This window comes from Sphingobacteriales bacterium, assembly GCA_016711285.1.
Classification (GTDB): domain Bacteria; phylum Bacteroidota; class Bacteroidia; order Chitinophagales; family UBA2359; genus JADJTG01.
Map to the genome: position 1 here is coordinate 37,832 of JADJTG010000010.1, position 12,438 is coordinate 50,269.

Annotated in this window: 10 protein-coding genes; 8 read left to right on the forward strand and 2 right to left on the reverse strand. The window is 42.0% G+C overall.

Annotated features, from left to right (window positions below):
* Window positions 1-55: 55 nt before the first annotated feature.
* The 4 genes from IPL35_06005 to IPL35_06020 all read left to right on the forward strand — a co-directional run bounded on the left by IPL35_06005 (window position 56) and on the right by IPL35_06020 (window position 3,237).
* Window positions 56-592 carry an RsmD family RNA methyltransferase gene (locus IPL35_06005; protein MBK8442978.1) on the forward strand — a complete coding sequence of 179 codons (537 nt, stop codon included), beginning with the start codon at window positions 56-58 and terminating at the stop codon, window positions 590-592.
* Between the two features lie 88 nt (window positions 593-680).
* Window positions 681-1,913, forward strand: a complete 1,233-nt coding sequence (locus tag IPL35_06010; GenBank protein MBK8442979.1) for a hypothetical protein — start codon at window positions 681-683, stop codon at window positions 1,911-1,913.
* Window positions 1,914-2,184: 271 nt separating this feature from the next.
* Window positions 2,185-2,682 carry a winged helix-turn-helix domain-containing protein gene (locus IPL35_06015; GenBank protein ID MBK8442980.1) on the forward strand — a complete coding sequence of 166 codons (498 nt, stop codon included), beginning with the start codon at window positions 2,185-2,187 and terminating at the stop codon, window positions 2,680-2,682.
* Between the two features lie 144 nt (window positions 2,683-2,826).
* Window positions 2,827-3,237, forward strand: coding sequence for a transposase (locus IPL35_06020; GenBank protein ID MBK8442981.1), 411 nt, complete (start codon window positions 2,827-2,829; stop codon window positions 3,235-3,237).
* Here IPL35_06020 and IPL35_06025 read toward each other — a convergent pair.
* Window positions 3,234-5,156: an alpha/beta hydrolase gene (locus IPL35_06025; protein ID MBK8442982.1), complete on the reverse strand. Its 1,923-nt coding sequence runs from the start codon at window positions 5,154-5,156 to the stop codon at window positions 3,234-3,236. The genes IPL35_06020 and IPL35_06025 overlap by 4 nt on opposite strands.
* A 285-nt stretch (window positions 5,157-5,441) precedes the next feature.
* Here IPL35_06025 and IPL35_06030 point away from each other — a divergent pair, with 285 nt between their 5' ends.
* The 3 genes from IPL35_06030 (at window position 5,442) to IPL35_06040 (ending at window position 7,607) form a co-directional block, all read left to right on the forward strand.
* Entirely contained in the window at window positions 5,442-5,813 is a 372-nt protein-coding gene (locus IPL35_06030) for a hypothetical protein (protein MBK8442983.1), read from the forward strand.
* Window positions 5,814-5,847: 34 nt separating this feature from the next.
* Window positions 5,848-6,675 carry a hypothetical protein gene (locus IPL35_06035; GenBank protein MBK8442984.1) on the forward strand — a complete coding sequence of 276 codons (828 nt, stop codon included), beginning with the start codon at window positions 5,848-5,850 and terminating at the stop codon, window positions 6,673-6,675.
* A 293-nt stretch (window positions 6,676-6,968) separates the two neighbouring features.
* Window positions 6,969-7,607, forward strand: coding sequence for an RDD family protein (locus tag IPL35_06040; GenBank protein MBK8442985.1), 639 nt, complete (start codon window positions 6,969-6,971; stop codon window positions 7,605-7,607).
* Window positions 7,608-7,808: 201 nt separating this feature from the next.
* Here IPL35_06040 and clpX read toward each other — a convergent pair whose 3' ends face one another.
* Entirely contained in the window at window positions 7,809-9,053 is a 1,245-nt protein-coding gene (gene clpX / locus IPL35_06045; GenBank protein ID MBK8442986.1) for an ATP-dependent Clp protease ATP-binding subunit ClpX, read from the reverse strand.
* 420 nt (window positions 9,054-9,473) lie between these two features.
* On the opposite strand from clpX, the gene gcvP reads away from it, so the two are divergent.
* The gene (gene gcvP, locus IPL35_06050; protein MBK8442987.1) at window positions 9,474-12,377 is read left to right on the forward strand and encodes an aminomethyl-transferring glycine dehydrogenase; all 2,904 of its coding nucleotides are present in this window, start codon (window positions 9,474-9,476) and stop codon (window positions 12,375-12,377) included.
* Window positions 12,378-12,438 lie beyond the last annotated feature (61 nt).

The following is a 12,438-nucleotide window of genomic DNA, read 5'->3' on the forward strand; positions in this document are numbered from 1 at the left end:
ATCCTTAATTTTGGTGTTCTTTGTATTTATTTTGTTTTTTTAGATTTCTGATTATATGCTACGAATTATTGGCGGCAAACACAAAGGCTATCGTTTTCAAGCTCCAAAAAATAACCCCGCCCGCCCTACTACCGACATTGCCAAAGAGGGGCTTTTTAATGTGTTGTACAACACTTTTGAATTTTCGGCGATAAAAGTCCTTGACTTATTTGGCGGCACAGGCAGCATCAGCTACGAGTTTTGCTCGCGCGGCTGCGAAGATGTGACCACTGTAGAACTGTTTGGCAAAAATGCCGACTTCATCAAACAAACCGCCGCCACCCTGCATCTGCCTGTTCAGGTAGTGAAAGGTGATGTATTTAAGTTTATCCGCAACAACCGCGAACAGTACGATGTTATTTTTGCCGGACCGCCCTACCCTTTGCCTCATCTCGATACCATTCCCGACCTCATCTTTGAGCATCACTGCCTCCAAGCTGAAGGCTGGCTGATATTGGAGCACAATCCGCAGCATCATTTTGACGAACACCCGTATTTTTTGCAAAAGAAAAATTACGGTACTACCATTTTTAGTATTTTTGAACAGCCTTGATATTTTTTTCATCATCAAAAAAAAATAGAGATAATTTTTATATCTGAGCTTTATTATGATAAAGGTTTTTTTCTTACATATCTCTGCTATGCTTTTAATATTGTTGCAATTTCAGTTTTCTTTTTGGAAAAAAAAGCCGAAGTTGCCTGTCCCTGCTGCCGTTTCGTGCAATTGCAACGATGTATCGGCGTATGCGCCTGATACTCTCCACCCCGAACACACCCCGTTGCGCTGGGTACGACTCAATTTTCATATCATTGATGCCGCTCGCGATACCCAACTCAATTTTACCCGTGAGCAGGGTAAAGCTTTTGCATACGCTTTGATAGATGAATGTAACCGCCGCCTCGCCGAAAATGTAAAAATGAATATACCGCCCGACAATAACACTCCTGTTTTGCCTTTGCGATTTCGTTATGTGATTGAAGGCGAAAATGGTGATGACGGCATTTATTATCATCGCCACGATTCGCTGTGTTTTTACAACAAAACGCACCGCAGCAAAGATTTTAGCCTTTTTTCTGATGTACAATTTGATGCTTATGGCGTGCGCAAAGGAGAAGTATTGAATGTATTTTTGCTGGAACACCACCCCGACAGCATCGCTTCCAAAACCTACAAAACTTCTTCGGACGGCGTGGGCAAAAGCAAATACCTTAAAATGGCAAATGCTTACCATCAGTTTGTAAATGGCAGCAACTACAACATGCAAGATGCCGTAGAAAACTTTGCGCGGCTTTTTAATCACGAAATGGGACACTCGCTGGGGCTGCCACATACATGGGCTACCGAGGACGGCTGCGCCGATACCCCCAAAAACCGAAACTGCTGGTATATAGACCCCAACGACCCGGGCTGCGATGAGTGGGGCGAAGTATCTAATAATGTAATGGATTACAATGCTTTTCAGCGTGCATATACGCCTTGCCAACTTTCCAAAATTCACTATAATTTTAATCAGCCCGATTTTTCGCAACGCAAACTCCTGCGTCCGGTATGGTGCAACTACGATGCCGCCGAAACCCTTACCATTCGCTGGGGCGAAGATGTACGCTGGTGTGCCGCCCGCGATTTGCAGGGCGATGTAGTGGTAGATTCGGGTGCTGTACTCACCATTGCCTGCCGCCTCAATATGGCAGAAAATGCCAAAATAATTGTGCGCCCGGGCGGTACTTTGCGCTTAGATGCCGCACAAATCAATAATATATGTGGCAAAAAATGGCAGGGCATAGAATTAAAAAAATCGTTTTTTTGGGGTAAAGGAAAATTGGATACCCTCCACCACCCCCAGCTCCTAAACTGCGAAAAAGGTATCTTTTAAAAAATAATTTCCATCTCTTGAAAATTTAGCGACAAAAATATCAAAGTATTCTGGTCATATCCAGTAAAAACATCGCAAACAAGTCGCCATTGCAGGGGCATAAAGTAGTATAAAGTAATGGCAACATCATAGCCAATTTTGACAAGACACACTGGTCTTTCGCCTTCTGGAATTCAACGTTTACCAAAATGATATTAGTGTCATTTAGATCTTTATTTGGTATAATACCATTAAAACAACTATTTGGCATAGTTATTATGGTATGGTAATTATGTCATTACCCATAGAACTTATCATAAAAGAGTCAGCAGATTACCTAAAACAGCTACATAAAAAAGCCAAAAGGAAGGGCGTTTCTAAAATAAAGATGTTGATGAATATCCAAAGCGGTATCCACCACAATCATCTTCTTGCCATCAAGTCAGGGGCTTCTGTGCGTTCGATAAACAGGTGGAAAGCTACTTACCAATCGCAGGGACTTGATGGATTGCTCAGGGACAATAGAGGTGGTGATTTCCGTAGCCAACTCGAGACAGCAGACAAGGAGCGGATATCGCAAAAGCTAAAAGATCCCAAGAATGGGTTGCGCACCTACAAAGAAGCACAGCAGTGGCTGAAGTCGGAGTTGGGTATTGAAAAGCAATACAATACGGTAAGGATGTATCTGAAGCGAAACTTTGGCACAAAACTCAAGGTGGGTAGAAAAAGCCATATCAAAAAGGACGAAGCGGCGGTTGATTCTTTTAAAAAAACTTATCAAACACGCTAGAAGGCATTAAAAATAAGGAGTTTCGTCTTTCAGGCTGCCAGTGTATAAATATTTATGTTGCTGACGAAAGCAGGGTCGGGTTATTGCCCAATATAAGACGATGCCTTACCGCAAAGGGCGTAAAACCCATCGTAGCTTACCAACATCGCTTCCAAAACTTTCTATCTCTTTGGTGCCTATTCCCCCATCAACGGAGACAATCTTACCTTAGAAATGCCTTACTGTAATACGGTCTGCTTTCAAATATTTATAGATAAACTCTCCGTACAAAAGCCTGAAGAATTCAAGATAATTCTACTTGACAATGGTGCTTTTCACCACAGCCGACAATTGGTAATTCCTAAAAATATTCATCTGTTGTTTATTCCTCCTTACTCTCCCGAATTAAACCCCGCAGAGATGATATGGCGATTCATCAAGGGCAAAACTGCTAACATTATTTGCAAAGATCTGGAAGAACTCTCCGCCAAAGTCACTGATATTATCAACGATATGAGTAACGTTATCATTCAATCCATTACAGGTTGGAAACTTTTTACAAACTGTGCCATTTAGATGTTTATTTGGTATAAGATGTTTACATTTTCACCCAGTTCAGATATACGGGTGCGGCAGTGCTGTTTTCTTCTGTAATATGAATTTGATACCAACCGGCGGGCAAATGGGCAATTTGCAAAGGCAGCAGCATATTTTCGCCTGGCAGTGGCGGTTGCATGATATATCTGCTCCAAGGTTCTGCCATATAGGTCGGTGAGCGTAATATGCAAGCGTTCGTTGCTGCGGCAAATGCCACTGATGTACAGCACATCGCTCGCCGGATTGGGTGCAAGACTCCAAAGAGCCGGACTTGCAGAGGTCGCCGGAGCAGTGGTTTTGGCGGTCGGCTCAAGCGGGAGCAATTGAGGGGTATTGTCGGCGACAACCTGAGCGGCGGGCGTTATCTGGCAAGCGGCGATATGCGCCCAAAAATCTGCCCCTGCATCGGCACGAAAACCCGCTATCAAATCTATTTTTTCGCCTGCTTTATATTCCACCATTGCGCCATTGAGTACAATGTTATTCGCAACAATGCTGTTTTGGCTCTGTTGCAAAATGGTATCATTGTCGGCGTATAAAGTACTGACAGACAGCGTAATGGCACAATCTATCCACACAGTAATTGTTGTCCAGTTGCTTTCGGCTTGCTGCTCGCTGATGGTACGCGCCGATACTGACCCTGCGCCTGTATTTTCCCACAAAATTTGCACCCACCAGCCCTGCGGATGCATCGCCACGATTGTACCGCCTTCGGCTGCCCAGCAATATTGCGTATCGGCGGTGGGGTTGCTGATGGTATATATTTCTGCTTCGGCGGCATTGGGGGCGGTGTTTCCGACAAAAATGGGAGCGGTGGGCTGCATACGGGCATAAAAGAAATCGCTGATTTTAGCCACTATTTCTAACCAGTTTTCTAAATTAGAAGGTCCATCGCTGCCCCAGTTTCCATTGTTTACCCCTTCATCGTAAGTGATATGGTCTTCGCCTACATAAACATTGAGTTCTGTTGTAATACCCTGATTTTGCAGCCTTGTATGCGAAGGAATAGAACCATACACCTCAGGAAACCACGCTATATTGAAAGGTTCTCCTACTTCTATGGGTACGATACCGTCTTGGTCGCCATGAAAAAATATCATCGGAATATTGGCGTTTTCTATCCACGCCGTATCACCGATAGCTCCCCAGCACGAAGCCACCGCTTTGGGGGCACTGTTGTGAGCGGCTGCCACCGTACCTGCATTGGCGGGCGGATTGAGTGCGGTATATTTAACCACCGGAAAAATGTCTTTATTTCCCAAATCGGGCATTAAAAAACCGCTGTAAGTGCTGGAAGGTCGCTCGTCATTGTCCGCATAGGCTTCGTGAAAAGCAGCAAAAGCACCGGCACTGCTGCCGCACAAAAAAACAAAATTGGGGTCTATCTGAAACAAAGTGCTGTTTTCTTTAAAAAAACGTATAACCGTACTCATATCCTGCGTAGCACGCCAAACGGCACGCTCAGGGCTGTTGGTATCAAAAGCGGGGTCAATGCCTAAACGATATTCCATAGATGCCGTCACATAGCCGCGCTGCGCAAAAGTATCAATAAAGGCTTGCATATCGTCATTTCCTTTGCCGCCCAAAGCAAAGCCGCCGGAATGGGCAAAAATAATAACAGGTCTTTTGGTGAGAGTATCGGGCTGTCCGTTGCTGTCGTAGAGTTGGGGCAGACGTACATCTACCTGCAAATCTTCATCAAAAGTAAGCCCTTCGGCAGTATAGGGCGGCAACAAGGCAGGCACATCAATGGCATAGGTAAGGTCTTGGATAAATTGTGTGCCGAAAATTTCGGTTTGATAGCGGTTTTGAGTGCAAGAAGGAGCTTGTGCACTTATCATATTGCCGCCACCTGTCAAAATATATAAAACATAAATGATTATAATAAAATATCGCATAGAGAAAATGAAAATTTTGTGGTAAAATCAGGTAAATATAAGCGATTTTTATTGCAAATATTAGCAGATTTTATCATTAGGATTTTTTTTGAAAAAAAATCAGAAATACAGAAATTTTTAAAAAAAAAATAGATATATATAAAATAATATTTTTCTATCTTTATCATAGTAAAGCCAATGCTATGCAAAGTTTACAGATTTTTCCATTGTACTATAAAGATGAAGGCAAAAAGATAGGCATAAAATCCTATCCAAATCCTTCTACTAAGGCATCATTGGCAAAATGTGAAATGTGGCACCCTCAAATACAGCAAAACATACCGCACTTGGTATTTGCCTTACGAAAAATGTGTTTTTGACCTGCTCAAAGAAAATTTTACTGACCTCCAAATTATTGCAGACAACGCACCCACTCGGACTGAGCCGAAAGTTCATAAAACCGATATAGCAAACATTCATGAAAATGTACCATCACAAAGTTTGCGCATAGATGAAGTAGGGACGGACCTTCGTATCATTCAAGAACTCTTAGGACATTCCGGCACCAAGACTACTGAAAGATACACCCATGTAAGTAATAGGACGATACAAAGGGTACAAAGCCCTTTAGATAGCTTGATGAATAATAAAAATGCGAACTTTAGTTCGTATAAGTAGATGTTAGCGGTAATTTTAAAACGACAGGAAAATAATGAGATTTTCACAACGAATAGGAATAAGACAAGTAAAAATAGACCTTGACAAAGAAGGGCTAAGTATTGAATTAAGGAATTCATTATGGACTTTAGTTCTTGAATTAATTATTGAAGCAAGGAGTAATGAAAAACGTTACGGTGAAGCATATTCCGACCTATCAGTTTACTTCAGAGCTTTATGGATTCATTTTTTCAAGTGGCCAATTGACAATTTGCCTTGGAGTTATTCGACTGTTTCAGCTGGTTCTGCGACAAGGACAGTTAGAGAATGGTTCTTTAAATCTGATTGGGACTTGGTGTTGGACTTTATAGAGTTTTCTTCTGAATTCCACCCGAAATTTCAACAAATATGCAATGACTTTTTAAAAAGAGAAATGTCAGCTTACAGGTTTGTTGACGGTAAATTAGTTGAAGTGAACTCAAAAGAAGAAATAGAAGAAATTGAGACAGCAATTAAAAATTCGGACAAGTTTAATTCGGTTAAAACTCATTTAAAGACTTCCTTAGAATTGCTTTCCGATAGGAAAAAACCCGACTATAGGAACTCTATTAAAGAATCCATCTCTGCAGTGGAGTCCCTTGCAAAAATCATTACAAAAAATGAGAAGACAACACTTGGACAAGCATTAAAAGAAATTGAAACAAAACACAACATACCTGGAAGTTTAAAGTCAGCATTTAGTGCATTGTATGGTTATACATCTGACGAAGGCGGAATTAGACATAGTTTACTTGAGACAGGTGTTAACGTTGATATTGAAGAAGCAAGGTTTATGCTCATTGCTTGTTCTGCCTTTGTAAACTATTTAATAAGCAAGACTTGAGAAAAACTACCGCTAACACGGGTTTTGCGTCAGGCGGGGTGACGTGCAAACTTGGAGATTTGTGCTTCTTTTCCAGTTTAGTGCAGGTTGACAGTTTAGTGCTCCGAAACCCGCCCGAACGCAAAGCGGCAAAACGATGTGGCAAGGCTAAGAAAATCATAAGATAAGGCATTTAACAATATAGTTGGATTTCAAATCGTACTTTGTCCATTTCAAACACGTATTCATTGTATATTAAAATCAAGTTTAAATAAATAATTCAAAAAAATCTTTAATCACTTAACAGGGTACTTATGCTTATCTTTGGAACAAAAACAATCCCGACTACTATCAAAACTGGCGAATTTCAGTGTCCAAATTGCCAAGACAAAAGAAGTTACACGCTAAAAAGGTTTAAAAAATATTTCCACATTTTTTTTATTCCATTAATTCCAACCGACAATTTAGGTGATAGCTTAGACTGTAATTATTGTTCGACGAGTTATATTCCAGGAACAATTCTTAGTAAGGGTGAATATAGTCCAGAGAATCCATTAGGAAATAATTTCACAGGTAACTATTTGGAAATGATTCCTACCACATTTGGGACAAGATTAGGGGCTTACATAATTGATTTAATTTTGATTCAGGTAATAACAATTGCATTGGCATCAATGAAACTTGGAATCTTTTTATCACTTTTTAATTTTATCTACTTTTTAGCTTGTGATATAATGTTTGAAGGTTCATCGGTTGGAAAATTGATTTTAAAAATCAAAGTCTCAGAATTGGACGAAGACAAGTTGCCAACTATTATGAATCTTTTTATACGAAATTTAATCAAAGGAATTTGTGGCTTTTTCCCACTAATTTATTTATTTGCCTTATCAAATAAAAATGTTCAAACACTACACGACAAGGCTGCTAAAACAATTGTTATAGGGCAAGCATAGGAAGTAAAAGCCCTGCCACCAACATCGGCTTGGCAACAGCAGGGCAGACGGAAGTAATTGAACATCTGTACTTCTATTACAATACTTCCTAAAGAAATTAAGCTACCCTCCAATCAGAATGGTTTTCAAATAATAGCTTTTTGATTTTATGATTATTTTTGACTTGATTGGGTTCTTAAGTATTTTTTTTAAAAAGCAATTTTACGAAGCCATTCGCAATATATTCACTTTAGATTTGGATAGTTTTTCTTTGGCATAATCCAAAGTGAGATGAAATTCTTTGATGCCGCTTTGCGAAGGTAATTCAAACATGGCATCGGTGAGGATAGCCTCGCAAATGGAGCGCAAGCCGCGTGCACCCAGTTCAAATTCAATGGCTTTGTCCACAATAAAATCTACCACTTCATCGGTTATCACCAAATGAATACCCTCCAAATCAAATAATTTGCCGTATTGTTTAAGGAGTGCATTGCGCGGGCGGGTGAGTATGTCGCGCAGGGCGGCTTTGTCGAGCGGCTGTAAGTAAGTCACCACTGGCAAGCGTCCCACCAATTCCGGTATCAGCCCAAAATGGCGCAAATCTTGCGGATTGACGTATTGCAGCAGATTGTTTTTGTCCACCGTCACCGTATTTTGCACGGCACTGTAGCCGATGTTATTCGATTTCATACGTTTGGCGATAAGCGACTCAATACCATCAAAAGCACCGCCGCAAATAAACAAGATATTCTGGGTGTTGATTTTTACCATTTTTTGTTCGGGGTGTTTGCGCCCTCCTTGCGGTGGCACCAATACTTCGCTGCCTTCAAGGAGTTTGAGCAATGCCTGTTGCACGCCCTCGCCCGATACATCGCGCGTGATGGAGGGATTGTCGCCTTTGCGCGAAATTTTATCTATTTCGTCAATGTAAATAATACCGCGCTCGGCTGCTTTTACGTCATAGTTGCATACTTGCAGCAAACGCGACAAAATGCTTTCCACATCTTCGCCCACATAGCCCGCTTCCGTAAATACGGTGGCATCAACTATCGTAAAAGGCACATTCAAAAACTTGGCAATGGTACGCGCCAACAACGTTTTTCCCGTTCCGGTACGACCTACCAAAATAATATTGGATTTTTCTATTTCTACCTCTGTGTTGTCGTTTTGCTGTTGCAGTCTTTTGTAATGATTATACACCGCTACGGCAATGATTTTTTTGGCTTCATCTTGCCCTACAACATACAAATCCAAAAACTCCTTAATCGCCAAGGGTTTTACCATTTTTGGGGTGGTAAATTTGTGCGATTTCTGATTGTTGATTTGCAACTCCTCCTCTATGATTTGTTGCGCCTGTGCTACACAATTTTCGCAAATGTGCCCTTCTATGCCTGCTATCAAAATGATGGTATCTTCTTTCCCTTTTCCGCAAAAAGAGCAAACTTGAGCATAATTATTTTTTGCCATAAAATGCTGAATAAATGATATTAAAATGAGTGCAATAACTTGGCGTGCTTGCAAATTAAAGCTGTAAAGATATAGTCTTCATCGCAATATCGCCGTATTTTAAATGATATTATCGTCATTTTTTACAATTTATTGACTTATTACAACGCTTATCAATATTTATACCGCAATACTTGATTTGAAAGCACAGCATTGACCAAAAATGTTGATTGTTATAATAAAAGTTGCTAAAACATTAAAAAGTTCAGAAATAAATGCAGTGTTTTTTTATTTTTAGATAAATCAACCTGCGCCGATAAATATTGGGTGACAGTAAAACTTTAAAACTTATCATTTTATACTTAAAAATTGTGTAGGAAGTCCGTATTTTTGCCGCGCTATTTTTATTTTTTATACATTGCTATTTTTCAATTATTCGGAATGAACCAACTTCCCTATTATCATTTTGCACACCGCCATATCGGAACGGCAGAACTCCACGAAAGCGAAGCTATGTTGCAATATTTGCAAACTGCTTCCTTAGATGAACTCATCAACCAAACCGTACCTGCTTCCATACGGCTCAAAAAACCACTGCAACTGCCCGAAGCACTTACTGAACAAGCCTATTTGCAACATATCCGAAGTATTGCCCAACACAATAAAATCGCCAAATCCTATATCGGTTTGGGATATTACGGCACTTTTACGCCGCCCGCTATCCAGCGCAATATTTTTGAAAACCCCGGTTGGTACACACAATATACACCCTATCAAGCCGAAATTGCACAAGGTCGCTTGGAGGCTTTGCTCAATTTTCAAACGGTAGTCAGCGACCTCACCGCCCTGCCCATTGCCAATGCCTCGCTCCTCGACGAAGCCACCGCCGCCGCCGAAGCTATGTATATGCTCTATCAGCACAAAAATAAAAATGCAAAAGCCGACAGCGAAGCCGCCGTATTTTTGGTTTCGGAGCATTGTTTCCCTGCCACCATCGAAGTAGTAAAAACACGCGCTGCCGCTTTGGGTATCAATGTTATCGTTGCTCCGCCCGACACTTTTGTACTCAATGCGCAGGTATTTGGCATATTGTTGCAATACCCCGCCGACAACGGTGCCGTTTATAATTATCACACTTTGTGCCAAAATGCACATGAGCAGGATATATATGTATGCGTTGCCGCCGATTTGCTGTCGCTCACTTTGCTCAGTCCTCCGGGTGAATGGGGGGCTGATGTAGCAGTAGGTAGCACACAGCGTTTTGGTGTACCTATGGGCTATGGCGGTCCGCACGCCGCTTATTTTGCCACACGAGACGAGTTCAAACGCCTGCTGCCCGGGCGCATTATCGGCGTATCCATCGACCGCCGCCAACAACGCGCCCTCCGTATGGCACTCCAAACCCGCGAGCAGCATATCCGCCGCGAAAAAGCTACTTCCAATATTTGTACCGCACAGGCATTACTCGCAATTATGGCGGGTATGTATGCTGTGTATCACGGCGCAAACGGCTTGAAAAAAATTGCGCAAAACATTCATCAAAAAGCGCAATATTTGGAGCATTTATTGAAAGAATGTGGTTTTAAACAAAATAATGCCGCTTATTTTGATACTTTGAGTATAAAAGTAAAAAGCGAAGATTTTTTAAAAATAAAAAAAGCTGCCGAAAAAGCTCTGTTAAATTTCCGTTATAAATCGGAAAACGAAATTACCATCAGTGTGGACGAAACCACCTCCGAAAAAGATATAGAACAAATCGTTGCTGTTTTTGCCAAAAGCACCGCAAAAAAAATCCCCGTTTTTGATGTAAAAAAAGCAATATCGCCGCTTGCAAAAATTCAGGCGACCCTGCAACGTAGCAGCACTTATTTACAACAGCCGATATTCAACAGCTATCATTCCGAAACCGAACTGATGCGCTATATCAAAAAGCTGGAAAACCGCGACCTCTCGCTAACGCACTCTATGATTGCGCTCGGCTCTTGTACTATGAAACTCAACGCCGCCGTAGAGTTGATGCCGGTGAGCTATCCTGAATTTTCACAATTACACCCTTTCGCTCCTTTGTCGCAAACCAAAGGCTATCAGCAAATTTTTGCCGAGTTAGAGCAATATCTGTGCGAAATTACCGCTTTGGCTGCTTGCTCCCTACAACCCAACTCCGGCGCACAAGGTGAGTACGCCGGCTTGCTCACCATTCGCAATTACCACAAAACCCGCGGACAAGCGGAGCGCACCATTGCCCTGATTCCTTCTTCGGCACACGGCACTAATCCGGCAAGTGCAGTGCTATGTGGCTTGGAAGTGGTAGTAGTAAAATGTGATGAAAACGGCAATATTGATGTGGAAGATTTGCGCCAAAAAGCCGAACAACACCGCAAAAAATTGGCAGTGCTGATGCTTACTTATCCTTCTACCCACGGCGTATTTGAAGAGCAGGCACAGGAAATTTGCAGCATTGTGCATCAAAACGGCGGACAAGTATATATGGATGGTGCCAATATGAACGCACAAGTGGGGCTTACAGCTCCCGGTGTTATCGGGGCTGATGTATGTCACCTGAATTTACACAAAACTTTTGCCATTCCGCATGGCGGCGGCGGTCCGGGAGCAGGACCTATTTGTGTGGCGAAGCACCTGAAACCCTATTTGCCCTCACACGGATTTTTACAGAAAAATAAACGCCTCAAAACTTTTTCGGCAGTATCGGCGGCTCCCTGGGGCAGTGCCAATATTTTGCTGATTTCGTATGCTTATATCCGCTTGCTGGGCGCAAAAGGCTTAACCGAAGCCACCCGCTACGCCATTTTAAATGCCAATTATATCAAAAATCGCTTGCAGCACGAATATGAGGTATTGTATGTAGGCAAACAAGGGCGCGTGGCGCACGAGTTGATTTTGGATATGCGGGATTTTAAAAATAGTGCCAATATTGAAGTAGAAGATATAGCCAAACGCCTGATGGATTATGGTTTTCACGCACCTACAGTATCGTTTCCGGTGGCGGGAACTTTGATGATAGAACCCACCGAAAGCGAAAGCAAAGCCGAACTCGACCGCTTTTGCGATGCAATGTTGGCTATAAAAGCCGAAATAATGGATATTATCAAAGGCGATGCCGATAAAAATAACAATGTGCTGAAAAATGCCCCACACCCTTTGGACGAAGTGTGTGCCGATACTTGGAATTATCCCTACTCGCGCGAAAAAGCGGCTTTCCCGCTTCCCTTTGTACGCGACAATAAATTCTGGGCTTTTGTGGCGAGGGTCAACGGCTCGCACGGCGACCGCCACCTTATTTGCACCTGCGCCCCCACAGAAGCCTACGAAACAGCAGCCACTTGATGACTATCATACGTTAAAAACAGAAAACAGAACAGAATCTCTGTCTGTATTTTCTATTTAT

Excerpts from the sequence above, each read along its gene's own strand:
- IPL35_06040 (MBK8442985.1), top strand. The coding sequence starts at position 6,969 with ATGCTTATCTTTGGAACAAAAACAATCCCGACTACTATCAAAACTGGC.
- IPL35_06010 (MBK8442979.1), top strand. The coding sequence starts at position 681 with ATGCTTTTAATATTGTTGCAATTTCAGTTTTCTTTTTGGAAAAAAAAG.
- clpX (MBK8442986.1), bottom strand. The coding sequence starts at position 9,053 with ATGGCAAAAAATAATTATGCTCAAGTTTGCTCTTTTTGCGGAAAAGGG.
- IPL35_06025 (MBK8442982.1), bottom strand. The coding sequence starts at position 5,156 with ATGCGATATTTTATTATAATCATTTATGTTTTATATATTTTGACAGGT.
- gcvP (MBK8442987.1), top strand. The coding sequence starts at position 9,474 with ATGAACCAACTTCCCTATTATCATTTTGCACACCGCCATATCGGAACG.
- IPL35_06015 (MBK8442980.1), top strand. The coding sequence starts at position 2,185 with ATGTCATTACCCATAGAACTTATCATAAAAGAGTCAGCAGATTACCTA.
- IPL35_06035 (MBK8442984.1), top strand. The coding sequence starts at position 5,848 with ATGAGATTTTCACAACGAATAGGAATAAGACAAGTAAAAATAGACCTT.
- IPL35_06005 (MBK8442978.1), top strand. The coding sequence starts at position 56 with ATGCTACGAATTATTGGCGGCAAACACAAAGGCTATCGTTTTCAAGCT.